25 protein-coding genes, 3 riboswitches and 1 other annotated feature are annotated in these 25129 nt (G+C 45.3%); of the genes, 9 read left to right on the top strand and 16 right to left on the bottom strand.

What is annotated here, in order from left to right; translation table 11 throughout:
- Window positions 1–37: 37 nt before the first annotated feature.
- The 6 genes from mgtE to AXI57_RS15925 form a co-directional block, all read right to left on the bottom strand.
- The gene (gene mgtE, locus AXI57_RS15945; RefSeq protein WP_010788403.1) at window positions 38–1393 is read right to left on the bottom strand and encodes a magnesium transporter; all 1356 of its coding nucleotides are present in this window, start codon (window positions 1391–1393) and stop codon (window positions 38–40) included.
- Window positions 1394–1626: 233 nt separating this feature from the next.
- Window positions 1627–1794, bottom strand: a riboswitch (M-box (ykoK) riboswitch).
- A gap of 110 nt (window positions 1795–1904) precedes the next feature.
- Window positions 1905–2042: a transcriptional regulator SplA domain-containing protein gene (locus AXI57_RS21450; protein WP_073991393.1), complete on the bottom strand. Its 138-nt coding sequence runs from the start codon at window positions 2040–2042 to the stop codon at window positions 1905–1907.
- Window positions 2043–2121: 79 nt separating this feature from the next.
- A complete protein-coding gene (locus tag AXI57_RS15940) occupies window positions 2122–2628 on the bottom strand; it encodes a PepSY domain-containing protein (protein ID WP_061670639.1) in 507 nt (168 codons plus the stop codon).
- A 92-nt stretch (window positions 2629–2720) separates the two neighbouring features.
- Window positions 2721–3401, bottom strand: coding sequence for a PepSY domain-containing protein (locus AXI57_RS15935; protein ID WP_061670637.1), 681 nt, complete (start codon window positions 3399–3401; stop codon window positions 2721–2723).
- 14 nt (window positions 3402–3415) lie between these two features.
- Complete coding sequence (locus tag AXI57_RS15930) at window positions 3416–4777, bottom strand: ATP-binding protein (protein ID WP_061670636.1); 1362 nt, start codon at window positions 4775–4777, stop codon at window positions 3416–3418.
- 3 nt (window positions 4778–4780) lie between these two features.
- Window positions 4781–5458 (bottom strand): response regulator transcription factor, encoded by a 678-nt coding sequence (locus tag AXI57_RS15925; RefSeq protein ID WP_061670634.1) that lies wholly within the window; start codon window positions 5456–5458, stop codon window positions 4781–4783.
- A 102-nt stretch (window positions 5459–5560) separates the two neighbouring features.
- Window positions 5561–5672, top strand: a riboswitch (TPP riboswitch).
- 96 nt (window positions 5673–5768) lie between these two features.
- On the opposite strand from AXI57_RS15925, the gene AXI57_RS15920 reads away from it, so the two are divergent.
- Genes AXI57_RS15920 through AXI57_RS15905 form a run of 4 tightly spaced genes read left to right on the top strand, consistent with a single transcriptional unit; the run spans window position 5769 to window position 9329 of the window.
- Complete coding sequence (locus AXI57_RS15920) at window positions 5769–6383, top strand: YkoF family thiamine-binding protein (protein WP_010788398.1); 615 nt, start codon at window positions 5769–5771, stop codon at window positions 6381–6383.
- Window positions 6364–6963, top strand: a complete 600-nt coding sequence (locus AXI57_RS15915; protein WP_010788397.1) for an ECF transporter S component — start codon at window positions 6364–6366, stop codon at window positions 6961–6963. Before AXI57_RS15920 ends, AXI57_RS15915 begins: the two co-directional genes overlap by 20 nt.
- The gene (locus tag AXI57_RS15910) at window positions 6950–8593 is read left to right on the top strand and encodes an ABC transporter ATP-binding protein (RefSeq protein WP_061670633.1); all 1644 of its coding nucleotides are present in this window, start codon (window positions 6950–6952) and stop codon (window positions 8591–8593) included. The genes AXI57_RS15915 and AXI57_RS15910 overlap by 14 nt, the downstream gene beginning before the upstream one ends.
- On the top strand, window positions 8568–9329 hold the full coding sequence (locus AXI57_RS15905) for an energy-coupling factor transporter transmembrane component T family protein (RefSeq protein ID WP_061670631.1): 762 nt from the start codon (window positions 8568–8570) through the stop codon (window positions 9327–9329). The genes AXI57_RS15910 and AXI57_RS15905 overlap by 26 nt, the downstream gene beginning before the upstream one ends.
- Window positions 9330–9380: 51 nt before the next feature.
- On the opposite strand, the gene AXI57_RS15900 is transcribed toward AXI57_RS15905, so the two are convergent.
- The gene (locus tag AXI57_RS15900) at window positions 9381–10214 is read right to left on the bottom strand and encodes an STAS domain-containing protein (RefSeq protein ID WP_003327371.1); all 834 of its coding nucleotides are present in this window, start codon (window positions 10212–10214) and stop codon (window positions 9381–9383) included.
- A gap of 247 nt (window positions 10215–10461) precedes the next feature.
- On the opposite strand from AXI57_RS15900, the gene AXI57_RS15895 reads away from it, so the two are divergent.
- Complete coding sequence (locus AXI57_RS15895; protein WP_003327372.1) at window positions 10462–11421, top strand: S8 family peptidase; 960 nt, start codon at window positions 10462–10464, stop codon at window positions 11419–11421.
- A 165-nt stretch (window positions 11422–11586) separates the two neighbouring features.
- A riboswitch (SAM riboswitch) is annotated at window positions 11587–11742 on the top strand.
- Between the two features lie 130 nt (window positions 11743–11872).
- Window positions 11873–14161 carry a 5-methyltetrahydropteroyltriglutamate--homocysteine S-methyltransferase gene (gene metE, locus AXI57_RS15890; RefSeq protein WP_061670630.1) on the top strand — a complete coding sequence of 763 codons (2289 nt, stop codon included), beginning with the start codon at window positions 11873–11875 and terminating at the stop codon, window positions 14159–14161.
- 199 nt (window positions 14162–14360) lie between these two features.
- Here metE and AXI57_RS15885 read toward each other — a convergent pair whose 3' ends face one another.
- Complete coding sequence (locus AXI57_RS15885; protein ID WP_061670629.1) at window positions 14361–14987, bottom strand: histidine phosphatase family protein; 627 nt, start codon at window positions 14985–14987, stop codon at window positions 14361–14363.
- A gap of 133 nt (window positions 14988–15120) precedes the next feature.
- On the opposite strand from AXI57_RS15885, the gene guaD reads away from it, so the two are divergent.
- Window positions 15121–15591, top strand: coding sequence for a guanine deaminase (guaD, locus tag AXI57_RS15880; RefSeq protein WP_061670628.1), 471 nt, complete (start codon window positions 15121–15123; stop codon window positions 15589–15591).
- Between the two features lie 182 nt (window positions 15592–15773).
- Window positions 15774–17585, top strand: coding sequence for a BclA C-terminal domain-containing protein (locus tag AXI57_RS15875; RefSeq protein WP_061670626.1), 1812 nt, complete (start codon window positions 15774–15776; stop codon window positions 17583–17585).
- A 19-nt stretch (window positions 17586–17604) separates the two neighbouring features.
- On the opposite strand, the gene AXI57_RS15870 is transcribed toward AXI57_RS15875, so the two are convergent.
- From AXI57_RS15870 to ohrB, 4 genes are all read right to left on the bottom strand, one after another.
- The gene (locus AXI57_RS15870; protein WP_003327378.1) at window positions 17605–18732 is read right to left on the bottom strand and encodes a glycosyltransferase family 2 protein; all 1128 of its coding nucleotides are present in this window, start codon (window positions 18730–18732) and stop codon (window positions 17605–17607) included.
- 5 nt (window positions 18733–18737) lie between these two features.
- Complete coding sequence (locus AXI57_RS15865; protein WP_061670625.1) at window positions 18738–19211, bottom strand: hypothetical protein; 474 nt, start codon at window positions 19209–19211, stop codon at window positions 18738–18740.
- Window positions 19212–19216: 5 nt separating this feature from the next.
- On the bottom strand, window positions 19217–19765 hold the full coding sequence (locus tag AXI57_RS15860) for an alpha-helical endospore appendage domain-containing protein (RefSeq protein ID WP_061670623.1): 549 nt from the start codon (window positions 19763–19765) through the stop codon (window positions 19217–19219).
- A 145-nt stretch (window positions 19766–19910) separates the two neighbouring features.
- The gene (gene ohrB, locus AXI57_RS15855; RefSeq protein ID WP_010788385.1) at window positions 19911–20324 is read right to left on the bottom strand and encodes an organic hydroperoxide resistance protein OhrB; all 414 of its coding nucleotides are present in this window, start codon (window positions 20322–20324) and stop codon (window positions 19911–19913) included.
- Between the two features lie 146 nt (window positions 20325–20470).
- Between ohrB and AXI57_RS15850 the strand changes: the two genes are divergently transcribed.
- Window positions 20471–20920, top strand: coding sequence for a MarR family winged helix-turn-helix transcriptional regulator (locus AXI57_RS15850; RefSeq protein ID WP_061670622.1), 450 nt, complete (start codon window positions 20471–20473; stop codon window positions 20918–20920).
- Window positions 20921–20953: 33 nt separating this feature from the next.
- On the opposite strand, the gene AXI57_RS15845 is transcribed toward AXI57_RS15850, so the two are convergent.
- From AXI57_RS15845 to purU, 4 genes are all read right to left on the bottom strand, one after another.
- Entirely contained in the window at window positions 20954–21379 is a 426-nt protein-coding gene (locus AXI57_RS15845) for an organic hydroperoxide resistance protein (protein WP_061670620.1), read from the bottom strand.
- A 120-nt stretch (window positions 21380–21499) separates the two neighbouring features.
- A complete protein-coding gene (gene proA / locus AXI57_RS15840; protein WP_003327385.1) occupies window positions 21500–22747 on the bottom strand; it encodes a glutamate-5-semialdehyde dehydrogenase in 1248 nt (415 codons plus the stop codon).
- Window positions 22748–22758: 11 nt separating this feature from the next.
- On the bottom strand, window positions 22759–23856 hold the full coding sequence (gene proB / locus AXI57_RS15835) for a glutamate 5-kinase (protein WP_003327386.1): 1098 nt from the start codon (window positions 23854–23856) through the stop codon (window positions 22759–22761).
- A gap of 60 nt (window positions 23857–23916) precedes the next feature.
- Window positions 23917–24129 (bottom strand) — a binding site (T-box leader).
- 92 nt (window positions 24130–24221) lie between these two features.
- Window positions 24222–25124 carry a formyltetrahydrofolate deformylase gene (purU, locus tag AXI57_RS15830; RefSeq protein ID WP_003327388.1) on the bottom strand — a complete coding sequence of 301 codons (903 nt, stop codon included), beginning with the start codon at window positions 25122–25124 and terminating at the stop codon, window positions 24222–24224.
- Window positions 25125–25129: the final 5 nt, after the last annotated feature.

Genomic DNA, 25129 nt, shown 5'->3' with positions numbered 1-25129 from the left:
AGTCCGTCTTTACTGGATAAGACGGACTTTATATTGTTTATAATGAGTGAATGAATGCAGTAGCGATACCAAAATAGATTAATAACGACAGAATATCATTCAACGTTGTAATCAGCGGCCCTGAGGCAATTGCCGGGTCTACGTTGAGTTTGTGCAGAATGATCGGGACAACCGTTCCCGCCATGGTGCCGATGATCAGCGTAATAAGAAGAGACGAACCGACCACAAAACCGAGCAGCATATTGCCCTGCCAGACCACAGCAATTACCGTAATCAAAACAGAACACACAGCTCCAATATAGAAGCTTGTTCTCAGCTCCCGGAAAATCAGGCGAAAAATCGTTTTCTTATTCATTTCTTCTTTAGATAATCCTCTGATAACGACAGCAAGTGACTGCGTTCCCGTATTCCCTGTCATCCCGGCAATCATCGGCATGAAAAACGCCAGTGCGACGACCTGCTTCAGCGTCTCCTCAAAAAAGTTCATGATGCTGCCGGAAATGAGCCCGATAAACAGAAGCAATATCAGCCATGGCAGGCGGCGGTAAGCAGCGACGTATGCTTTTGTATCAAATGTAATGGCTTTCCCTGATGCGGCGAATTTTTCGTAATCTTCGTCAGCTTCCCGGATCACGACGTCGATGATGTCATCAACCGTTACGATCCCGACAAGCACGTTGTTTTCTTCCACAATGGGAATCGCCAGAAAATCATACCGTTCGATCAGGCGGGCGACTTCTTCCTGATCTTGAAGAGCGTCTGCTGAAATCACCCGGGTAAACATGAGATCCTGGACCTTTTCTTCCGGTTCCCCGAGAATTAAATCGCGGTATGACAGAACGCCGACAAGCTGCTTGCTGTCATTAATGACATACAAGTAGTTGATGGATTCAGCTATTTCGGCAAAGGTTTTCAGTTTCACAACCGCATCTTTTACCGTGTAATGCTGCGGGATCCATACAAAGCGGTTTGTCATCATTCTACCTGCGGTTTCAGGCGGATAATTCATTAAAAGCTGGACGGCCTTTGACTCCTCCGCCTCCATGCTGGACAGAAGCTGCTCTTTCAGTTCTTCATCCATTTCCTCCAGCAATTGAGCGAGGTCATCGTTATCCATTTTGTTCATTGCAAGGGTTGCTTTTGTTTTTCCAACCTTATTTAATACGGAAAGCTGGTCTTCCCGCTCAAGCTCTCCGATCATATCAGTGATATCGTCAACTGTCAGATAAGATAAATAGCGGGCTCGGTGTTTTTCCGGCATTTCTTTAAACAAAAACGCCACGTCATAAGGCTGAAGTTCATCAATTATGCTGCGGAAGTCCCTTACCTTTCCATCTCTCAATAAAATGATAATGCGTAAAATGAGTTCATCGTAGGTCATGTTTTGAACCATCGGGACTCGTACCTCCTTTACGGAGACGTGCCGGCCTCGCCAGAAGGTGCGGCAGGCCGTCTCCTCATCGTGTAATGATTCGCGGTCTTGTTGTATATGGGAACTTCTTCAGATTGACTCGAATGGGGAGAATCCATACTCCGCACCTCCTTTTACTATATGATCATTTCGTTTTCAGGGCATAAAAAAAACCTTCCGGATTGAAGGGAAAAAAGCACGGCAAATAAGCGTGCGGTCGCCTTCAATCGTAGAGCTTTAGCACTGTATGGCATAGGACGCAAACATCCAGCTGCATTAAAAATCACCTTATGTCGATGATTTCTGTTGACCCATTGGCGTCTTTGGACATTTTTGGGCAGCAGCGTATCTCCATACAGGAGCCTCACCTAACGAAGTTCGTAATGTAATTGACACACCTGAGGTTACAGAAAAAAAGAAGCTGTGTCAACTTAAAAAAGTAATTTATCCGTTGGGCGGATGTATGCAGCAAACAGAATAAGGGCTTTTGCCCTCATTCTGTTTGCTCTGTTTCGTCCTCTTCTGACAACAGATGGTACGATTCATGCAGAAATAACGCGTACTCCCCCTCTTTTGTGGGATGGGGAACGTATTCAGCCTGGTTAATGTACTGTTCTTCTTTTTTGTCCATGCGGCATGCCTCCTTTTACGTTTAGATTGTCCAAAAGATGGCGCGTTATCAAGAAAAAAAACCTCACATAGTGTGAGGTTTAGTCGTCCAGTTCCTGCTTGATGATCCGGCCGTCTTTTGCTGAGATGTCAAATTCGGCTTCTGTGCCCTGGTCAGTCTTGATCTCAATTTCATAGATGTACACGCCGTCGTCTTCATCAAGTTTGCATTCTGTCACTGTTCCGTTTGTTTGCTTTAAAGCGATCTTTTCAGCTTCTTCTTTTGTCAGGCTGACCTGCTCTTCTTTTTCTTTTAACGGATCATTAAGGGGTTTTTTTGTATTGATATCCACATAAACGTCATAATCTTCTCCGGCTTTTTCGATTTCGACTTCATATGCTTCTTTTCCGTCATACATTTCTTTGTCGATATCATCCACCGTTCCGTCAACGACGGTCTTTGCAATTTCGGCAGCTTCTTTTTCAGATAATGCACCCGATGATTGTGTGACTTGGCTGTTATTTTCTTTGGCAAAGGCGTTATAACTGAATCCGCCTGCTGCTAAAGCACCCGCCAATACACCGATCATCCATTTTTTCTTCAACATCTTACATTCCTCCTTTATTCGTTATGAGTCTAGCTTACACACTGAAGATGAAAGGAAAGAAAGAACAAGATGAGAATTTGATGAGAAAAAAGTTAATCCTCATACACGATGCCGACAATGCGGCCGGTGTAGGCATTGATTTTCACCGTGGCCTCCCTGTCATTCGGAAGGTCGATGTCCACTTCAAATACGAGCGTGCCTTCGCTTTCTTCGAGATCTGCATCATCCGCTTTTCCGCCAACCTCTTTCACAGCAATGGCCTTTGCTTCTTTTTCGCTGATTTTTGTCGCTTGTTTATCGCCTTTTTTGCTTACTTTTTCAGAGGAAACAACTGTTTTCGCACGCTTATCTACCTTGACCTTATAGGTCTCCCCTTCGTTTTGAATCGTAAATACGGCAATGTCTTTTTTTTGGGTGCGTTCAGTGATAGTTCCCGGCGTTTTGGCTAAGGCAAGCTGTTCCGCTTCTTTTTCTGTCATCAGAGGCGTGTTGATGCGTTTGATTCTGTCCATATCAAGAATGGCGCCTGTTTTCGCATCTGCTTTCAGTTCATAAATTCCTTTTTCATTTTTAAGCGTCAGCAGATATGTTTTCTTATCGGAGGATGTATCCAGCTTCGTAATGTCACCTTCATAGGAGGCTTCGATTTTTTTCTGGATGGCCGCTTTTGTCAGCACATCTTTCTGAGCTTGATTCATCATAAGGATGACACAGATAATTATCGCTATAATCGCAATACCTGCTGTGAAAATGGCTTTTGTCCTTTTTTTCATGGCACTCCTCCTCGTCATGGCAAATCAGCGCCCCTTTTAAATTGCATGGTTACGCTCGTACCTTCATTTACTTTGCTGTCGATGGTAAGCTCGATGCCGTGTTCGTCAGCAATCTGCTTGGCAATCGACAGGCCCAGCCCTGTTCCGCCGGTTTTGCGGTTTCGTGCTTCATCGGCTCTGTAGAACCGTTCAAAGAGATGTTCGATATGCTGCTTTTGTATGCCTATGCCGTGATCCCGAACAATAAGAAAAGGGAGGCCTTGGTTTTTCCCGGCCAAAACTTTAATAGGCTCTGAACTGTATTTGATGGCATTATCGAGTAAAATGGTCAGAAGCTGTTTCATGCGTTGTTCGTCCGCTGTCACATATAAACTTTCCCATTCGGTTTCCAGCATCATATCCCGCCCATAGACGCTTTGTAAGGTTTGAATAACAGAACGGGCCAAATCGATGATATCTATCGTTTTCACATCCAGATTCATGTCTTTCTGGTATTTCGCAAGGGTGAGAAGCTGATCCGTCAGTTTTGTCATTTTTATGGCTTCAGAGTGAATCGCCTCGACCGATTCTTTTAGCACCTCCGGTTTTTGCGCTCCCCACCTTTTGATTAGGCTGCTGTAGCTTTCGATAACGGTGATAGGGGTTTTCAGCTCATGCGAAGCATCCTGAACGAACTGCTGCTGTTTTTCATAATGCTCTTTCAGCATCTCCGCCATTTGGTTAAATGTAAGCCCCATTTGGTATAATTCATCGTGTGACTGTCCCTTTAGCGAAATCGTTTTGAAGGTTTTTTCTCTTTGGATATCTTTCATCGTCTTCATCAGTTTTCTGATTGGATTGACAATGCGCCGGGCCAGCAGACTGCCCGCAAAGTAAGAAGCGATGCATACCGCCGCGCTTGCCGTGATTAAAATAATCCGCAAAAGCAGCAGGCTCTCTTCCGTGTGCTCCTCTCTTTCAATGAGCTGAAGCGAGACAACTTCGCCATCTGTCCAAATGACCGGTACAGCCGCGACGGCGTACAGCCTGCCGTTCTGCTTTGTCACTTCTTCGGTCTGCCCGCTATGAAACACTTTCGGAAAATTCTTGTATGCTTTGTCTTTTGTCACTATGATAACGGCCTTTTTGTCTTTATCAACAACTCTGACCATCCCGTTAACCGGAAGGTATGCCTGGAGCATATCCTCAAGGGCCACCCCTTCTGATTCAGCGGTATTGAGAGCTTCTGCAATATTGGCCGTTTCTTCGGCTAACCTTGACGCATCTTTTGACGTCAAGGCAGATGAAAAAATAAGATACACTGCCGTATGAATCAATATCAGCAATATGAAAAGCGATAAAGACGTATACAGGTGGATTTTGGTCTTTAGATTCATCGTCTACTCCTTGATTGCATATCCGACCCCGCGGACTGTGTGAATCAGCTGTTTTTCGTATGGGTAGTCCAGCTTTTTTCTAATATAGCGTATGTACACATCTACTACATTTGTATCTCCCAAATAATCAAATCCCCACACGGAAGTAAGAATTTGTTCACGCGTGAGCACCTGCTGCGGATGCTTCAGCATAAATACGAGCAGATCGAATTCGCGCGGCGTTAATTCAACCTCTTGATCCGCCCGTTTGACCTCACGCGTTTTTTCATTCACTTGCAGATCACCAAGTGATAAAAATGTGCCGGGATCTGATCCGTTTTGCCGGAGCGCCGCCCTGATTCTTGCCAAAAGCTCTTCAATTTCAAACGGCTTGGTTACGTAATCATTTGCTCCGATGTCCAAGCCCGTTACCTTATCAGGTATACTGTCTCTCGCGGTTAATAAAATAACAGGCGTATGCATGTCTGTTTTCCGCAAACGGCGGAGCACTTCAAGACCGCTGAGACCGGGCAGCATGACATCAAGCAGAACCAAGGCGAACTTTTCTTCTAATGCAGCGTGCAGACCCTCAGTGCCGGTTTCTTTAATCGTGGCCTTATATCCTTCATATTCTAATTCCAGCTGAAGCACTCTTGCGATTTTTTCTTCGTCTTCCACAATTAAAATGTGCCCTTTTTCCACATCCTATCACCCTTTCCTTGCTCTATATGAAAAAAATGATCATCCCTGTTTACAAATCCTATCTTATCATCTATGATGATTTCAAAATAAAAAATTGTATATGGAAAGCACTAGGGGTGCTATTTTGGCTGAGATAAAACGCGGCAACACGCGTTTTGATCCCTTATGACCCGATCTGGATAATACCAGCGTGGGGAAGTGCAGGATGACCGATACGACGCCTTTTTTTGCGTCTTCCGTTCTATGACTGCATATTCCCTATGGATATGCAGTTTTTATTTTCCCAAAAAACAACCAGGAGGTCGGAGAAATGAACAACGTATGCGGCACAAGCAGAATCGCCGGTTTTCGATTTTCTTTATACCCGATGACAGATGATTTTATCAATGTGATCATGTCGGCGCTGAAGGAAACCGATACATCAAAGGTTTGGAAGAAGACAGATCATATCAGCACATGCTTTCGCGGGAAAATGGATCATGTATTTGACGCCGCTAAAGCTGTATACCTTCACGCAGCCAAAAGCGGAAAGCACATCGTCATGAACGGAACCTTTTCTATCGGCTGCCCGGGTGATACACAGGGTGATTCGTTTCTTTTTGAAGATGACAAAAGATTGAATGACGAAAATACCCGTGAGATCCGAGCGGAGGCCCCTTGTCAGTTTGCGCTCTATCCGATGAATGAACCGGATTATATGGGCATCATTTCAGAAGCGGTCGATATCGCTAAAGCGCAAGGCACTTTTGTGCAGGGTGTGCATTATGCAAGCGAGCTTGACGGAGACGCTCACGATGTGTTCCGCACATTGGAGGCCGCATTCCGGCTCGCAGAAGAAAAAACAAATCATGTGACGATGACTGTGAACTTCTCGGCAAACAGTCCGTCAAGAAAGCAGGGATCAAATGAAAAGCTGGAAGGTTAGAGAAATCGTTGTTATGTCTGTAATCAGTGTTGTATTTGCCGTTATTTATTTATTATTTACGCATTTCGGAAATGTGCTTGCAGGTTTCTTCGGTCCGATGGGCTATGAACCGATTTACGGCATCTGGTTTATCGTATCTATTATTGCCGCTTATATCATCAGAAAACCCGGCGCGGCGCTCATTTCAGAAACCATTGCCGCGTTTGTTGAATGTCTGCTCGGCAATCCGTCCGGTCCGATGGTGATTGTGGTGGGACTTGTTCAAGGCCTCGGGGCTGAAGCGGTCTTTCTTGCCGCGCGCTGGAGAGTGTATTCTCTTCCTATTGTCCTTCTTGCAGGGATGGGCTCGTCAGTGACAAGCTTTATTTATGACTTATTCGTGGCCGGATATGCTGCACTGTCGCCAGGCTACTTGCTGCTCATGCTCATCATTCGTCTGTTTTCCGGAGCTCTTCTTGCAGGCCTTCTCGGAAAAGTGATCAGTGACTCACTCGCCTATACCGGCGTATTAAACGGCATGGCGCTCGGAAAGGAACTCAAGAAGAAACGGAAACAGGTGTCCCAGCATGCAGGGTTCTAATGAGCTCCTCAGCATCGACCGCCTGACTTTTTCCTACGAGGAAGATGAAAAGCCGATTTTTAAAGACTTGACGTTTCAGCTTCAAAAGGGAGAACGGGCATTATTGCTCGGGCCTAGCGGGTGCGGCAAAAGCTCGCTGGCCCTCTGTATAAACGGCCTTTACCCAGAAGCTTGTGATGCGGTGCAGACTGGGCGCATCTCACTTTTCCAAAAAAACATTGAAGATTTTCAAGCTTCTGAAAAGCCCTCTTTACATATCGGGGTGGTCTTTCAAGATCCAGACCAGCAGTTCTGCATGCTCACGGTTGAAGATGAAATCGCTTTTGGTTTGGAAAACCTGCAAATGCCCAAGGAAGAAATGAAAGAGAGAATCGACGATGTATTAGTAAAACTCGATTTAACCGGCTTGAAGAATCAAACTATCTCAGCCCTGTCCGGGGGAACAAAGCAGAAAGTCGCGCTGGCTTGTATTTTGGCGATGGAGCCTGATCTTATTATTCTGGACGAACCGACTTCTCTTCTTGATCCTCATTCAGCACGCACCTTTGTTCACATGATAAAGGAGCTGCAGGAGGAAAAGGGCTTCGGGCTTCTCGTCATTGAACACCAGCTTGACGAGTGGGCCCCTTGGGTGGAACGGACAATTGTGCTTGACGCATCGGGACAGAAAGTGATGGATGGTGAAACACCGGATATCTTTCAATTCCATTCAGAAGAACTGAAAAAGATCGGTGTTGCCATTCCTCATGTCGCAGCCATGCAGGAAAGCTTGAGCGCACCATTTACTTTGTCAAAAGAGATGCTGTTTACACAGCCGGTTCCCGCTTTCAAAGAAGGCAAGAACCTCCCTCTGACTGAGGATGTGTTAGAGGTAAACAGGCTTTCGTTTTCAAGAGGGCGGCGGGTGATCTTCTCAGACATCAGCTTTTCGCTTCGCGCGGGATCATTGACGGCTGTCATCGGACAGAACGGGACGGGAAAATCAACGCTTTTATCAGTGCTCGCACGGCTCTATAAACCGAAAAGCGGCGAAATTCGCCTGTTCGGCAAACCGCTTCATTCTTTTTCTGAAAACGAGCTGCGAAGGCAGATGGGATTTGTTTTTCAAAACCCCGAGCATCAGTTTGTCGCTGATACGGTGTTTGGCGAGCTGGTCTTCGGACATGAACACCATAAGGGTGCAGCCGAAAAAGCGCATGATCTTTTGCGGCGTTTCGGCCTTGACCATGTTCTCACCCATCATCCCTTCGCTTTAAGCCAGGGACAAAAACGGCGGCTGAGCGTCGCCACTATGATGATGCACGATCTTAAGATTTTACTTTTGGATGAGCCAACCTTCGGGCAAGACGCGAAAACCGCTGCGGAATGTATGGAGCTGATTGAAAGCATCCAGGCGGCCGGAACAGCTGTTTTGATGATCACACATGATATGGAACTTGTCTCAGCTTTTGCCGACAACGTTCTTGTGCTTCACGACACAAAATTGGTTTATCAAGGGGCTCCGGCGCCGTTATTTTCAGAGCAGAATGAAATTATTCAACAAGCAAAACTGGCATGGCCGCTTCAATATGAATGGCTGCACCATAAACAGCAGGAGGAACATCATGAACCAGCAATTACAAACCATTAATCCGACAATAAAAGCTGCTGCTGTGTTTTGCTGTGTTGTGATGCTGTCGTTCATTTATAACCCCTACACTCCAGCATGTTTTTATATGATTATCGTAGTCGGGGTTCTGTCGGCGGCACGAATTTCTCTGAAAAAATGGCTCCTGTTTACGATCCCCTTTCTGATTTTGGCAGCCGGGTGTATGTGGACAGCGGCGGTCTTCGGTAAAGTGCCGACGACCGCTGACAATTTATTGTTTGAAGCCGGCCCTTTTGAAATAAACCGTGAAAATGCTTTGGTAGGCATTTCACTCGGTTTTCGTATTTTATGCTTTTCGGCCCTTTCCATGATGTTTATTTTCACGACTGATCCGATATTATTTATGCTCAGCCTTGTTCAGCAGTGCAGGCTTTCGCCGAAGCTTGCGTACGGCATTATCGCAGGCTTTCGTTTTCTTCCGCTGTTAAAAGACGAAGTTCAGATCATTCAGCAGGCGCACAAAATCAGAGGCGGCGCGTCCGAAAACGGACTAAAGGAAAAGCTCGCAGCTATGAAGCGATATACGATTCCTTTACTGGCGAGCGCCATCAGAAAGGCTGAACGGACGGCAATTGCGATGGAATCTAAAGGCTTTACCGGCAGCCGGAATCGGACGTACTACAGAACCCTTACGGTCGCACCCCGTGATTGGCTGTTTTTCCTTCTGGTGCTTTTGCTGTTCAGCGTTAGCTTTTTTATCTCTTTATGCTTTTCTTGACGTGAAAAAGCCACTATTTTAAAATAGTGGCTTTTACATATTGTGATTACCTTATTTATCATAGTTGAGAGCTTGAGCAAGGTTGGCTTTGATCTTGATATTCGTAAAATCAACCCCCAGCTGGACAGCCGTCTGGGCGATTTCCGGCCTGATTCCTGACAAAGTAGAGCTGACACCGATCAAAGTAAGCGCCTCGATTAATTTGAAAATTTGGTGGGCCACCATCGTATCCACAACCACTACACCTGAAAGGTCGATTAATAAATGCTCAACACGTCTTTTCGCACAGGCGTCAAGCGTATTTTCAAGTATGAATTTTGCCCGTTCGGTATCAATATCCCCTACAAGCGGAAGGAGAGCAGTTCTTTGGCTGAGAGTAATGACAGGGGAGCTTAAATCTAAAATCATTTCTCTCTGCGCATTTAATTGCTTTTTAGCATTTTTCTCAGCATGATCCACAAATGTATAGATCGTAAAATCAAATACCTTTACAATCAAATCAGCCCACTTCTTACTTTCCCCTTCTGCAAACTCAGATGAGTTCGATGCAACAAACGTGTCAAAATACTTCTTATATAATGTCCGGTTTCTCATAAATTCACGGATTACGTATTGGACAGGCGTATCTAAATGTTTCTGATCGTTTGTGAGTTCGATAACCCATTCTTGAAATACTTGAAGAAATTCTTTCTCAGGCTTAATATACATTTGGTTGAGATTTCTGTAAAACTCTTTATCCTGCTCAGTCAGTTCCTCAACCACAACTGGATCTTTTAAGGCATAGATAGAATCCGGATCGGTTTCTTCCATTGTGTCGATCCATTCTTTAGCCATTTGTTCAACATGGTCAGAAAAAAACGTAAATAATTTCTCATTCAGTTTCATTGCTTTGCTCCTTTCCCAAAAACTATTATAACTCGACAAAGAGCTGAATCCCAGCCATATCTATAGTCCTTCCTTCATTTGCTGTTTTTCTCTTAAAATACATTATTTTCAAAATATTTAGTTCATTTTCTTCTTTTCTCTATTTTCAAAATAATTCAAATGACTCTATCCGTCTCTACTTTATTTTCATATAATGGAAGCAACACCCTTGTATCCACTTGCAAGCATAAAAAAGGAGGGCTTTTTTATGAATGGTGAAATCCGCTTGATCCCGTATGTCACAAATGAGAAGATTATGGATGTGAACGAGCTTCCAGAGGGTATTAAAGTGATTAAGGCGCCAGAATTGTGGGAGAAAGGGTTTAAAGGGAAGAATGTGACGGTCGCTGTGCTGGATACCGGCTGCGATACGGAGCATCCTGATTTAAAAAATCAGATCATCGGAGGCAAAAACTTTACTGACGATGACGGCGGCAAGGAAGACGCCATTTCTGATTACAACGGCCATGGAACACACGTCGCAGGAACGATCGCCGCTAATGATTCAAACGGCGGTATCGCAGGTGTCGCACCGGAAGCAAGCCTATTAATCGTTAAGGTTCTGGGAGGCGAAAACGGAAGCGGACAGTACGAGTGGATTATCAACGGTATTAACTATGCTGTGGAGCAAAAGGCTGATATTATCTCTATGTCGCTCGGCGGACCGAGTGATGTGCCTGAGCTGCAGGAAGCCGTCTCAAACGCCGTGAAAAACGGAGTGCTTGTCGTTTGCGCCGCCGGGAATGAAGGTGACGGAGATGAGCGTACTGAAGAGCTTTCTTATCCAGCCGCTTATAACGAAGTCATTGCCGTCGGATCTGTATCGGTCGCGCGTGAATCGTCAGAATTTTCAAACGCAAATAAAGAAATCGACCTTGTTGCTCCCGGGGAAAATATTTTGTCCACTCTTCCGAATAAGAAGTATGGAAAACTGACAGGCACTTCAATGGCCGCCCCCCACGTCAGCGGAGCGCTTGCTTTGATTAAAGGATTTGAAGAAGACGCGTTCCAAAGAACGCTGTCAGAGTCTGAAATTTATGCGCAGCTTGTGCGCCGCACTCTGCCGCTTCAATATGCAAAAACACTGGCCGGCAATGGATTTCTCTATTTGACCGCGCCTGATGCTTTATCGGAAAAAGCGGAGCAGGCCCACTTATTGTCTCTATAGATTTATTTTTTCACGATAATATATTCGTTGGTAAGCCTTCTATCCTGTTTCAAACGTTGCCAAAAAATTTGAAATGAATTTTCGAATTTTTATTGACAATGAATTTGAAAAGCTGTTAAGATTACCAACAAATGATTTAACTTTTCTAAAAATTAATAAGATTTTCTCTTATCGAGAGTTGGGCGAGGGATTGGCCTTTTGACCCCAACAGCAACCGACCGTAATACCATTGTGAAATGGGGCGCACTGATTTTCGCGCCGAGACATTTGTCTCTTTAAGGCACGGTGCTAATTCCATCAGATTTATCTGAGAGATAAGAGAGGCTGACGTTTGAATAAAAGCCTCTTTCTCTCTTGAGAAAGAGGCTTTTTTGTTTAGATTGTTAGAAAACCTCTTGGCCCCTTTTTAGCGGGGATAAGAGTGTTTTATATAAAAGGAGGAAAAATAATAATGACAACGATCAAAACATCGAATCTTGGCTTTCCGAGAATTGGTTTAAACAGAGAATGGAAAAAATCGCTTGAAGCTTTCTGGAAAGGGAATAGCGACAAGGACACGTTCCTCAAACAAATGGATGAATTGTTTTTAACTGCTGTTAAAACGCAGATTGACCAAAAGATTGATATTGTGCCAATTTCTGATTTCACCCACTATGACCATGTATTGGACACAGCGATCAGCTTCAACTGGATTCCAGAACGATTCAAACATATAACAGATGCTACAGATACATATTTTGCCCTTGCCCGCGGTATTAAAGACGCTGTATCAAGCGAAATGACAAAGTGGTTTAATACAAACTACCATTACATCGTTCCTGAATATAACAAGGATATTGAATTCCGTCTCACCAGAAATAAACAGCTTGAAGACTACCGCCGGGTTAAGCAGGCGTTTGGCGTAGAAACAAAACCGGTGATCGTCGGTCCTTACACCTTTGTCACGCTTGCTAAGGGCTACGAGCAATCAGAAGCAAAAGAGATTCAAAAGCGCCTTGTTCCGCTTTATGTCCAGCTTTTAAAAGAACTTGAACAAGAAGGCGTACAATGGGTTCAAATTGATGAGCCTGCGCTTGTGACAGCTTCTTCTGAAGATGTTTCAGCAGCGAAAGAGCTATATCAAGCCATCGCAAACGAGCTTTCCGGCCTTAACGTGCTTCTGCAAACTTATTTTGATTCGGTTGATGCTTATGAAGAATTGATTTCCTATCCAGTCCAAGGAATCGGGCTTGATTTTGTACATGATAAAGGCCGAAACCTTGAACAGCTGAAAGCGCACGGCTTCCCGAAAGATAAAGTGCTTGCAGCAGGCGTGATTGACGGACGTAACATCTGGAAAACTGACCTTGACGAACGGCTGGACGCGATCCTCGCCCTTCTCAGCAGCACGGATATTGATGAGCTGTGGATTCAGCCTTCTAACAGCCTGCTTCATGTTCCCGTTGCGAAACACCCCGACGAACACTTGGAAAAAGATTTGCTGAACGGTCTGTCTTACGCGAAAGAAAAGTTAGCTGAGCTTTTTGCATTGAAGGAAGGCCTGCTGTCAGGAAAAGCAGCCATCAGCGCAGACATTCAACAGGCTAAAGCTGATCTGCAGGCATTGAAACAGTTTGCGACAGGCGCAAATTCTGAGCAAAAGGAAGAGCTTAATCAATTAACTGAAAAAGACTTCAAGCGTCCGATCCCATTTGAGGAACGCTTGAAAATACAAAACGAATCATTGGGTCTGCCGCTTCTCCCGACAACAACGATCGGAAGCTTCCCTCAGTCTGCTGAAGTCCGGAACGCACGCCAAAAATGGCGTAAAAGCGAATGGTCTGATGAGCAATATCAGGAATTCATCAACGCTGAGACAAAAAGATGGATTGACATTCAGGAAGAACTGGATCTCGATGTCCTTGTTCACGGGGAGTTTGAGCGGACTGATATGGTCGAATACTTCGGTGAAAAGCTTGCGGGCTTCGCCTTTACAAAATACGCCTGGGTACAATCATATGGCTCACGCTGCGTACGTCCGCCAGTTATTTACGGGGATGTTGAATTTATCGAACCGATGACGGTGAAAGACACAGTTTACGCCCAATTGTTAACATCCAAGCAAGTCAAAGGAATGCTGACAGGCCCTGTTACGATTTTAAACTGGTCATTCCCTCGGAACGATATTTCAAGAAAAGAAATCGCCTTCCAAATCGGTCTGGCGCTTCGTAAAGAGGTAAAAGCTTTGGAGGATGCCGGCATTCAAATTATTCAAGTAGATGAGCCTGCTCTGCGCGAAGGCCTTCCATTAAAAGAAAACGATTGGGAAGAATACTTGACGTGGGCTGCCGAGGCATTCAGGCTAACAACGTCTGCCGTGAAAAATGATACACAAATTCATACGCATATGTGTTACAGCAACTTTGAAGATATTGTGGACACGATTAATGACCTTGATGCGGACGTCATCACAATTGAGCACAGCCGAAGCCATGGCGGATTCTTAGACTACTTGAAAGACCACCCTTACCTGAAAGGACTCGGGCTGGGCGTATATGACATTCACAGTCCGCGTGTACCGCCGACTGAAGAAATTTACAAAATCATCGACGAAGCGCTCACTGTCTGCCCGACAGACCGTTTCTGGGTTAACCCTGACTGCGGATTGAAAACAAGACATCAGGAAGAAACCATCGCAGCACTAAAAAATATGGTCGAAGCGGCCAAACAAGCGAGAGCGAAGCAAAGTCAGCTCGTATAAAGATATTTGCCAGAAACCATACACTATTGACAAAAGCCAGGTCATTTATCATGATCTGGCTTTTGTCCGCCTTTCAGCGTGATTGATCGACCGGGCTTTCACAGGAGGTGATGACAACGGCGTTCGGGCAGAGCCCCGTGCTTTAGCCGTTGATCCTCCTTTCTATTCGAAATGCGGGGGTTTGTCGACATACTGTTTTCTATAAAGAGACAGTACTTTCCCGATGCTCCCCGTCCCCCTCTTTTTTAATAGTTATCGTTCCATCCGCATCAATTGTTAATAGTGTCAATGACGTATCATGTATGTAAGAGGAATTCCACACCTCTGAGATTCCCCGCTTCTTCACAATATTCAGCAGCATTAAAATAAAGACAGAGTGGGTCACCAGCAGGACATTGCCTGACTGGTGACGGTCTGTCAGCATTAGGAGAGCACGTTTAACCCTTTGTTCAAGCTCCTCAAAGCTTTCCCCGTCTGCAGGCTGATATGCTGTCGGCTGATGAAAATAAGCGTGCAAGCGTTCAGGTTCTTCTTTTTCAATGTCTTCTTGCTTTTTTCCTTCCCATGTTCCAAGCGACATTTCTCTAAATAGATCTTCCTTTTCGAGCGGTACCTGGCGATTGCCTAATATGGCTTTCGCTGTGTCTTCTGTTCGTTTGCTTGAGCTTATGTAAACCTTTTGAAAGTCTGTATGTTTCAGCCGTTCTCCAAGGGCTCGGGCACGCCTTAATCCCTCTTCTGTTAAATCAGAGTCCTGCCAGCCCTGCATTCTGTGCTCCGTATTCCATTCCGTCTGGCCGTGTCTGACGATATACAAAGATAACACCTTCTCCCTCCTCCTGTTTCTTATTGTAATAAATTTTCTAAAATGATTGTGTCTTTTTGCCTTTTTCGAGAATGTTCTTTCAATTTCATTTCGGCTATACTTATATTATTCGATCGACTGGAGGGGTTTTTGGATGAATCATAATGAGTTCTTGCAGCGTGCTGTCGAGCTGGCTGCTGAAGGGGTGAATGCCGGGATCGGCGGTCCTTTCGGAGCAGTTATAGTAAAGGACGGAAAGATTATTGCAGAGGGGCAAAATAATGTGACAACAAGCAACGATCCGACAGCCCATGCGGAAGTAACGGCGATCAGAAACGCATGTGAAGCGCTTGGGTCTTATCAGCTCGATGATTGTATTCTCTATACAAGCTGTGAGCCTTGTCCGATGTGTTTGGGCGCTATTTATTGGGCTAGGCCAAAGGCGGTTTATTATGCTTCTGAGCATACTGATGCAGCAAATGCCGGATTTGATGATTCATTTATATATGATGAAATTGAAAAGCCGCTTTCGGAAAGGGTCATACCATTCCGTCAAGTGCATCTTTCAGAACACTTATCTCCTTTTCAGGCTTGGCAGGCTTTTGCCGATAAAAAAGAATACTGATACCATCCATTAAACGCCTGCTGTTACAAGCAGGCGTTTTATAAATAAAGATGCAGACCTGAAACATGGACATATTCGATGAATATACATGTATAGCAGTGCGTTCACGCAAATAACAGGGACAAAATTTCATTGAACCGCGGCTTAAAAGACTTCACCCACTTTTATAAAGGAGGGACATGATGTCACAACCTAATTTACCTAATATTACACCGGTCGTTACACTTTCGAGAGATGATACCATCAACCTTTTGCTTTCTTCAATCGCAATGGAAGAACTGGGGATGGCCCATATTCTCAACGCCGAAGGGGAAAAAATTCAATATGCGCTCGGGACCCTTCCCGGCCTGACAGGTCCGCCTTCTACACTTGACGATGTTCTTAACATGAATGCCAGCGTCCGCGACACGCTGGATAGTTTAATGAAACAAGAGTTGCTGCTTGGATCAAAGTTGGACAGTATTGCAAATATCCCTACGCTTGCAGGGCCGACTGGGGTAACCGGGCCGACCGGACCAGCTGGAGGACCGACCGGGCCTGCTGGGGCTATCGGACCGACGGGCGCGACGGGGGCAACAGGACCAGCCGGGCCGACGGGCGCCACCGGAGCCGGTTTACAAGGAATCGTTGTATTTAATCCGCTTGTTGCCCCTACTTACACGGTCGGGCAAGTTGTGCTGTACAACGGAAGTTCATACGTGGTGAATACTGCTTCCCCCGCAGGCTTCCCAGGCGCTTCTGCTGATTATACCCTCTTGGCTTCAGCCGGACCGACAGGATCAACCGGACCGACAGGAGCGACTGGTGCAGGCTTACAGGGCATTACGCCATTTGATCCTGCAGCGGCGCCATTTTATCTCGCTGGCCAGGTTGTTCTTTATGAAGGCTCTTCCTATGTAGTGAATATATCAAACCCATCCGGAGTACCGGGGACATCACCTGATTACACTTTGTTAGCCTCCGCAGGACCGACCGGACCGACTGGCGTCACCGGTGCAGGCCTTCAAGGAGTTGTTCCGTTTGATCCGTTAGCTGCACCGGGCTATGAAGCAGGGCAAACTGTGACATTCAATGGTAGTTCATATGTGGCAAATACATCCAGCCCCTCCGGAACCCCAGGAACTTCAGCAGAGTATACCTTATTAGCAGCAGCCGGGACTAACGGTGCGACAGGAAGCACCGGACCGGCGGGTACCACCGGAGATACTGGCGGTACAGGGGCCACTGGTGTAACCGGACCGACGGGCGCGACGGGTGCATCTGGTGCAACAGGAGTGACCGGGCCAACGGGTATCACAGGCGTAACCGGGATTACTGGACCTACCGGTACTGCAGGCGTGACGGGGATTACTGGACCTACCGGTACTGCAGGCGTGACGGGGATTACTGGCGCCACAGGGGTCACTGGTGTAACCGGACCTACTGGCTTTACAGGTGCGACAGGGGTGACCGGACCGACCGGTACTACAGGCGTGACGGGAATTACCGGGCCTACTGGCCTTACTGGCGCTACAGGGGTGACCGGGGTAACAGGAGCGACAGGCGTAACTGGCGTAACCGGACCGACTGGCATTACCGGCACCGGGGTGACCGCAACTTCCGGCTTCGCAAGTAATACCACTGGCGGCTTAATAGCCGTGGTTGCAGGCGGCACCACCATTCCTCTGCCTAGCGATCAAAACCTCTCTGCTGACATTACAGTGAATGGCGCCAACACTGTCTTTACTGTGGGACCTGCAGGGCGTTATTATATTTCATATCAAATCAATTTGACGGCAGGTCTGCTTGTAAGCTCCCGAATATTAATCAACGGCTCTGCCTTTACAAGTTCTATTATTTCTCCGGCCGTTTCTTTATCTAATTTCAACAACTCTTTTATCACCACTCTTGCCGCAGGAAGCACAATACAGCTTCAGCTTTTCGGTTTATTAGGAGCCGCCACCCTTCTCGGCGGAAGTGCAGGAGCTGCGCTGTCCATTATCCGTTTATCCTAAATGAAAAAGAAAAAAAGGATCAGGCTTTTGTGCGCTGATCCTTTTTTAATTGGGAGAGGAGCGTTTGGGCATCTTTAAACCGGGGATTGATTTTGACAGCCTTTTTTAAATAGGCGATTGCCGTCATATCATGATTTAATTCAGCATGGCAAGCCCCCATGTAATAAAATGCCCTAAAATCAGAAGCTCCTTTTAATATGATGTGCTCAATATGTTTGCTTTCTGTTTGTGTGCTTATCTCAAACGCTTTAATCGCCGCCCTGTATTTGTTTAAATGATATAAAATAACCCCTTTACAGAAATGCAGGTTGACATAGTCAGGATAGAGCTGAAGGGCTTTATCAATGCCTTGCTCCGCTTCTTCGTACCGTTTCAGTTCCAGCAATATGCTATATTTTAAAAAGTAGAGAAGGGATGGCGGCATCCGCTGCTCGCTTAAAAATTGAAAAATTGATCCATTCACAAGATGCAGCGCTTTTTCGTATTCTTTCACTCTGTAGCATTCACTTGCCAAATGATAGACAAGCCATGGGTCAGATGTTTTTTGAGAAAACTCTTCATTTAAGATGCTTATATTTCGCTTATGCTTTTGTTTCCATTTCTCTTCTTGGTCTAAATAGCCGTAATGATGAATGGTACATGGAAGAGAAAAATAAGCAGTGTTATCTCCCCCTTCTTCTAGATCTAATGTTTCATGAATTTTCCCTTTAAAAGAAATGCCCTGATGATTGCGAAACAGCCTTGTCTGCATGCTTTCGAACGCTTCATTTTCGTCCCATTGCTTTCCTGTATAGCTAATGATTTTTAAAAGTCCGAGAGAAGGAAGGTCATCATGTAATAGCGAAGGCAATATGCTTCCTGTCTCTTGATCAAGTTCCTCATCTGCGTCTAAAAACAAAATCCAGTCTCCTTTAGCGTGCTGCAGCCCGGCATTTCTCGCCTTTGCAAAATCATTTTTCCATTCATGGGTGTACACCTGTGCATTGAAGCTTTTGCAAATTTGAACGGTTTGATCTTCTGAACCCGTATCGACAACCACAATCTCGTCGGCTATATCTTGTACACTTGATAAACAACGGGATATATGCCGCTCTTCATTTTTCACAATCATGCACAATGTCAGCTTGGGTTCCGTTTTTTCATTCATCAGTCTCACCTTTTTCTGTATAGAAGTTGTTGATTAAACCAAGGGGGAGCGGGCTTTCCTTTACTGAAAGTATAGTTGCGCCTGCTCTGCTTTATAGCGGGTTCTGCCGTCTGTTTATTTTCTTCCTCCAGCCATTCTTTGATATGCCAAATGGCGTGTTTTGTGGCGGGATGCTGTTTAAAGGATGGCGGGCATTCTGTGATGAAATGCTTGGTATGTTTCATGAGGCACCGCATTTTCTTCACATGCTGCCTGTATAAACATACATCTTCTCTTTCATTACTGATCATCAAAAGCAGCCGTCCGCCCGTCTCTTTTTGCCACTGACATAACGCAGAAAACAGCCGAATCTCTTCTTTAAAACTTGTGTTTACTCTTTTATTGACGGTTGTACTTAACAGCCTTAATAGGGCAACGGTGAGGCAATGAAGTGCTTCGACGGTTTGATGGCGGGCTTTTTTCATGTCTGGATGCGGCACTCCGGTCACCTCTCGCCCTGTATTGAATCACTTTTGTCATCGCATTCCTCACATTCTTCGCATTCTTCACATTCTTCACACTCACAGCAATCAATGCGGCCGTAAAATAAATCGTCACATGGATCATGTCTGTGAGGGGGCTCTGGATGATACGGCTCACATGGATCGTTTGGGTCTTCAGGGTCTTCAGGGTCGTCTGGATCGTCTGGATCGTCTGGATCATCAGGGTCTTCAGGATCGCCGGGATCTTCAGGATCTATGCAACTTTCAGATTCTTGCAGATAAATGATGTCCTCCAGCTTCGTTTGCAATAGCAGCTGGGATTTCATAACGGTGCGCAAAAGCCGTTCTACGCTTCTATTCATCTCTAATAATTCATGAAAAGGAGGATGATTTTCAGCCGACAGGCAGGTTTGAATTTTTTCTGCTTCTGCCTGTAAAATAGCGGAGAGTCCTATTTCTTCCATGGCAACGGATGAAAGAAGGAGATTCAGGGTTTCGCATCTGGTGAGTGAAATGTCTGGGGTAATATTAGGTATGTTTGGAAGAGACATATTTCTCCCTCATTTCTCTTGGTGTTCCATACTGGAAGGGTCTATACCGTATAATATTCTTTAGAAGCAGAGATCATTACTTTTGATTGTGTTCTGCATAAGAAAACATCCTGAGAAAGTGGCTCAGGATGTTAGGATCAAGCTGTTATTTTAATTTTAATTGGACATCAACATTTCCTCTTGTCGCTTTCGAATACGGACAAAAATCATGGGCTGCTTCCACAAGTTCTTTGGCTTTTCCCTCGTCAAGCCCTTTTGTGCTGACAACAAGTGTCACTCCGATTTTAAAGCCGCCGTCACTTTCATCTTTCATGAGGCTGACTTGGCCTTCCACTTCTGAATCGATGTCAATCTTTTGTTCCTTGGCAACATGCTCAAGGGCTCCGCCGAAGCATGCTGCATATCCCGCTGCAAACAGCTGCTCAGGATTTGTTCCTGTTTCTCCGTCTTTTTTTGCGTTCGGCATTACGATATTAAAATCGAGTACGCCGTCATCTGATTTAATATGGCCTGCTCTTCCGCCTTTAGCGGTTACTTTTGCTGTAAATAGTGATCCCATGTGGTTATACCTCCTCATTGTTCTTTATTGTTATATTTCCCTTTTGTCCGTTTTTAAACCTCGACAACGCATATCCGGTGCAAAAATAGGAAAAAAGCGCAATTTCAGCTACAATAGAAAATAACGTTATAAAGAGTTGGTGAAGAATGATGGCAAAAAAAGAATTTGAACATATGAAACTTGAAAATCAGCTTTGTTTTTTGCTTTACGCAAGCTCACGGGAAATGACAAAACAGTACAAGCCTCTTCTGGATAAGCTGAATGTGACATACCCGCAATATTTAGCGCTGCTTTTATTATGGGAGCATGAAGAGCTGAATGTGAAAAAAATGGGCGAGCTGCTGTATTTGGATTCCGGTACTTTGACTCCTATGCTGAAGCGGATGGAACAGAATGGACTGATTGTAAGAGAGCGATCTCTTGAAGATGAACGGTCGGTGACCATCAAAATGACAGAGGCCGGGAAGTCGCTGAAAGGTGAAGCGGCAGATATTCCCGCCGCCATGCTTGGGCATACAGGACAAACTGAGGACGAATTAAGACAGTTAAAAACATCTCTCTACAATTTATTGGAAACATTGCATAATGAAAAATGAGGATGCCTTCTTTTGGAGGGCATCCTCATTTATTTATTCAGCCACAATAAGAGTGACATCAATGTTGCCGGAGGTTGCTTTTGAATATGGGCAGACTCCGTGCGCTTTTTGAACAAGTGTTTCTAGATCCGATTTAGCGATTCCCATGCCTTTCACCTGTAATGTCACGCCTAGCTTGAACCCTTGATCTTCTTCGTCTTTTAAAAGGCTGACATTCGCTGTGACCTCTGTTTCAATTTTAAGACGTTCTTTTCTGGCCACAAGCTGAAGGGCGCTGTCAAAACATGCCGCATATCCCGCAGCAAACAGCTGTTCAGGGTTTGTCGCTTTTTCTACTTTTTTTGCTCTTGGCGTACCCGGCATTGCCACGTCCAGCTCAAGAACCCGATCAGATGAAACGATTCTTCCTTCTCTTCCTCCGACAGCAGAAACCGATGCCGTAAATAATGTATTTGTCATTGTTTTATCCCCCTTTTGATTGCTTACAATTTAATTGTACACAACATAAATACATACGTCAATTTTTTCTCATACAAAAAAACTTATCCCTCGAAGGGATAAGTTTTTGCCATACTTGATTTACACTCGTATTTGTCCGTTTCCTTTGATAAAATATTTTGTTGAAGTCAAAGCAGGAAGCCCCATCGGCCCTCTCGCATGAAGCTTTTGCGTGCTGATGCCGATTTCCGCGCCGTACCCGAATTCAAAACCGTCTGTAAAACGGGTTGACGCATTGTGATAAACAGCGGCTGCATCCACTGCAGTTTGAAAATAAGAGGCGTTCTTATCGTTTTCAGTCAAAATCGCTTCAGAATGGTTTGTGCCGTACGTTTGAATATGGCGGACGGCTCCCTGTACATCCTCAACTGTCTTGACACTAAGTACCTTCGCCAAATATTCTGTTTCCCAATCCGTTTCATCAGCCTTAACGCTTGAAGGATGGAGCTTGCAGATGAATTCATCGCCGCGAATTTCCACACCTGCTTTTTCCAGGTGGTCCAGCAGTTCCTTGCCATGCTGCTCCGCCCACTTTTGATGTATAAGTAAGGATTCAATCGCATTACATACGGAAGGGCGCTGGGTTTTGGCGTTTACGACAATTTCTTCCGCCATTTTGCGGTCTGCTGATTCATCTATGAAAATATGACAGTTGCCGGCGCCGGTTTCTAGAACAGGCACGGTTGACTCTCTTACTACCAAGTCAATCAGGTTTTTGCCTCCGCGCGGAATTAACACATCCAGGCCATCATTTAATGTAAACAGCTGTTTGGCTGTCTCTTTGCTTGTATCTTCTATCAGCTGAACCGCATGAACCGGCAGCGCCGATTGTTCAAGAGCGCTGTGAATCACACGGACAAGCGCTTTATTGCTGTGAATGGCGGAAGAGCTTCCGCGGAGAACGACAGCGTTTCCTGTTTTCAGGCACAGAGTCGCTGCATCAACGGTCACATTCGGCCGGGCTTCATAAATCATACCGACAACTCCGAGCGGAACACGGATTTTTTCAATCAACAGGCCGTTGTCTTTTTCGATTGTTTCCAGTTTTTCACCGGTTGGGTCTTCTAAGCCGACGAGCAGTTCAACTGCGTCAGCTATGGCAAGTATGCGTTTTTCATCTAAGGTCAGCCGATCAAGCACGTCCGGCGTTAAGCCTTTTTCTTTTCCGGCTTCGATGTCTTTTGTGTTTTCTGTTAATAAAAATTGAATCTCGTCCCGAAGCCTTCCTGCAATGTTGCGCAGCGCTTCATTTTTCTCCTGCGTTGTTTTTAAGATCATGTCGGCTGCTGCTTCCTTCGCCAGATTCGCTTTTATAACTACTTCACTCATGTTTACGCCCCCTACTCTTTTAGATTGACCCAGTCATCCCTGTGTATGACCTCATACGTTTTTGTGTAATCAAGCTGATCGCTGCGTTTTCCCTTCACCGCCATAATTTCCTCGGATGAGTAATATGTTTGGCCTTTGCCGATCATACCGCCGGGCCCCATCACTTCCACAACGGCTCCTTTTGAAAAACTGCCTCTCACATCAACCACGCCTGCCGGCAGAAGGCTGCCCCCTTTATAGGCCATTGCCTGCTCGGCCCCTCCGTCGATGATGATTTTCCCTGAAATAGGAGAATGAAATTGAATCCACTGCCTTCTGTTGTTCACAGATGATAAGTCTTGATCGCCGATATATGTGCCGTCTCCGTTCCCGTTTAAAATATCAGACAGTTTATGAGCACCTTTACCTGTTCCGATAAAGACCTTAACGCCAAGGGACAGAGCCGTTTTTGCGGCCAAAAGCTTAGATTTCATGCCTCCCGTGCCGACTTTAGAGCCTGTCGAGCCCGCATAGCCCAATAATTCGGGAGTGATGTCAGCCAAATAGTCAAATCGCTTCGCCTCGGGGTTGTCATTCGGATTGGCGTCGTACAGCCCGTTAATATCAGTGAGGATCATCAGCTGATCAGCATGAATCAAACCGCTGACCAAACTTGAAAGCATATCATTATCACCAAAGGTCAGCTCTTCAACAGACGTTGAATCATTTTCATTAATGATCGGCACAATGCCTCGTTCAATTAATTCCATTATGGTCGCATACGCGTTTCGGTACCGTTCTCTTTTCGAAAAATCATTTCTCGTCAAAAGGATTTGTCCCGGAGTAAGAGAATACTGTTTAAATTGATTCATATATTGCTGCATTAAGAGGGTCTGACCGACTGCGGCTGCCGCTTGCTTGCCTTTAATCGTGACGGGCCGCGCCGGGTAGCCGAGGCTTGAAAAACCGGCCGCCACCGCTCCAGATGTGATTAAAATCATTTCATGCCCGGCCTGTTTCAAAAAAGAAATAGCCTGGACATGCTCTGCGATTTTCGCCTCGTCAATGCTCCCTTTGCTATTGGTGAGGGAACTGCTTCCGATTTTCACAACGATTCTTTGTTTTTTCATTTTCTTACCTCCGTGGCTTCTAACACCATCATTGCAATAAAAAAGCCCATTTCATCCTAATATAAGGACGAAATGGGCTTTCCGTGGTACCACCTTGTTTGAACATGCTTCACACATATTCCGCTTCCCTGTAACGCCAGGTTATGCGCCTAGGTTTTCCCCCTAAGACTCCGAGGCAGGTTCAGCAGGTTTCATGCGGCAAAATGTTTCAGCCAGTCATTTTGCTCTCTGTCACAGAAAGATCTGCATACTAGTCCTCTTCAACGCTCAATGATTTTTTTATATTATGCAAAGAAAAAAGACTCTTGTCAAGAATTATTTGTCAATAAGATAAAACAGCCCGCCTCTCGGACGGACTGTTCATCTTAATTAAAAACAATCGTTTTATTTTCATGAACGATAACGCGGTCTTCCAAATGCCATTTCACAGCTCGGGCCAAAACGCTGCGTTCAATCGTTCTGCCAATGTTTTTCAAGGCGTCTGTGTTGTCGCGGTGATCGACGCGCTCAATATCCTGTTCAATGATCGGGCCTTCATCAAGATCATTTGTCACATAATGGGAGGTGGCACCGATTAATTTAACACCCCGTTCATAGGCGCGCTTATACGGATTGGCTCCGATAAAGGCGGGCAGGAAGGAATGATGGATGTTAATGATCCGGTTCGGATGAGCAGAAACAAAGTCCGGCGTCAAAATTTGCATATAACGGGCAAGAACAATGACATCAATGCCATATTGATCAAGCAATTCAAGCTGCTGCTTTTCAACTTCGGCCCTGATATCTTTGTTCGCTTTCATATAGTGGAATGGGATGTTCAGCGGTTCGACCAGCTCTCTTGCATCTTCATGGTTGCTGATGACAACCGCGATTTCGGCCAATAAATTCCCGCTTTGCCATTCCCAAATCAGTTCATGCAGACAGTGAAGCTCTTTTGAAACGAAAATAGCGACGCGTTTTAATTCACTTGCCATCGTTAAACTCCACGTCATATTAAACGGCTCAGCGATAGATGCAAATGCCTGTTTTAATTGTTCTTTTTTCTCGCGAATGCCGTCGCAGTCGAATTCGATTCTGAGAAAAAAGCGTCCGCCTTCAGGATCAGTCGTATATTGATTCGACTCTATAATGTTCGCTCCGTGTTCAAACAGAAAAGCCGAAACGGCAGCAACAATTCCAGGCTGATCGGGACAGCTGACAAGCAGGCGCCCTTTATTTTCATTTCCTTCCCGGTATTCCTTTAACCGGTGGGTCATATATGATTTCATGTGTA

The organism is Bacillus atrophaeus (genome assembly GCF_001584335.1).
GTDB classification, from domain to species: domain Bacteria; phylum Bacillota; class Bacilli; order Bacillales; family Bacillaceae; genus Bacillus; species Bacillus atrophaeus.
This window is presented reverse-complemented; position numbering and strand designations above follow the sequence as displayed.

Coding starts and splice junctions, on each gene's coding strand:
- AXI57_RS15845 (WP_061670620.1), bottom strand. CDS start 21,379: ATGACAAATACATTATTTACGGCATCGGTTTCTGCTGTCGGAGGAAGA.
- AXI57_RS15875 (WP_061670626.1), top strand. CDS start 15,774: ATGTCACAACCTAATTTACCTAATATTACACCGGTCGTTACACTTTCG.
- AXI57_RS15915 (WP_010788397.1), top strand. CDS start 6,364: ATGAAAAGCTGGAAGGTTAGAGAAATCGTTGTTATGTCTGTAATCAGT.
- guaD (WP_061670628.1), top strand. CDS start 15,121: ATGAATCATAATGAGTTCTTGCAGCGTGCTGTCGAGCTGGCTGCTGAA.
- AXI57_RS15920 (WP_010788398.1), top strand. CDS start 5,769: ATGAACAACGTATGCGGCACAAGCAGAATCGCCGGTTTTCGATTTTCT.
- AXI57_RS21450 (WP_073991393.1), bottom strand. CDS start 2,042: ATGGACAAAAAAGAAGAACAGTACATTAACCAGGCTGAATACGTTCCC.
- AXI57_RS15870 (WP_003327378.1), bottom strand. CDS start 18,732: ATGAATGAAAAAACGGAACCCAAGCTGACATTGTGCATGATTGTGAAA.
- AXI57_RS15895 (WP_003327372.1), top strand. CDS start 10,462: ATGAATGGTGAAATCCGCTTGATCCCGTATGTCACAAATGAGAAGATT.
- mgtE (WP_010788403.1), bottom strand. CDS start 1,393: ATGGTTCAAAACATGACCTACGATGAACTCATTTTACGCATTATCATT.
- AXI57_RS15900 (WP_003327371.1), bottom strand. CDS start 10,214: ATGAAACTGAATGAGAAATTATTTACGTTTTTTTCTGACCATGTTGAA.
- proB (WP_003327386.1), bottom strand. CDS start 23,856: ATGAAAAAACAAAGAATCGTTGTGAAAATCGGAAGCAGTTCCCTCACC.
- AXI57_RS15860 (WP_061670623.1), bottom strand. CDS start 19,765: ATGTCTCTTCCAAACATACCTAATATTACCCCAGACATTTCACTCACC.
- purU (WP_003327388.1), bottom strand. CDS start 25,124: ATGAAATCATATATGACCCACCGGTTAAAGGAATACCGGGAAGGAAAT.
- AXI57_RS15905 (WP_061670631.1), top strand. CDS start 8,568: ATGAACCAGCAATTACAAACCATTAATCCGACAATAAAAGCTGCTGCT.
- AXI57_RS15930 (WP_061670636.1), bottom strand. CDS start 4,777: ATGAATCTAAAGACCAAAATCCACCTGTATACGTCTTTATCGCTTTTC.
- AXI57_RS15935 (WP_061670637.1), bottom strand. CDS start 3,401: ATGAAAAAAAGGACAAAAGCCATTTTCACAGCAGGTATTGCGATTATA.
- AXI57_RS15940 (WP_061670639.1), bottom strand. CDS start 2,628: ATGTTGAAGAAAAAATGGATGATCGGTGTATTGGCGGGTGCTTTAGCA.
- proA (WP_003327385.1), bottom strand. CDS start 22,747: ATGAGTGAAGTAGTTATAAAAGCGAATCTGGCGAAGGAAGCAGCAGCC.
- metE (WP_061670630.1), top strand. CDS start 11,873: ATGACAACGATCAAAACATCGAATCTTGGCTTTCCGAGAATTGGTTTA.
- AXI57_RS15850 (WP_061670622.1), top strand. CDS start 20,471: ATGATGGCAAAAAAAGAATTTGAACATATGAAACTTGAAAATCAGCTT.
- AXI57_RS15910 (WP_061670633.1), top strand. CDS start 6,950: ATGCAGGGTTCTAATGAGCTCCTCAGCATCGACCGCCTGACTTTTTCC.
- ohrB (WP_010788385.1), bottom strand. CDS start 20,324: ATGGGATCACTATTTACAGCAAAAGTAACCGCTAAAGGCGGAAGAGCA.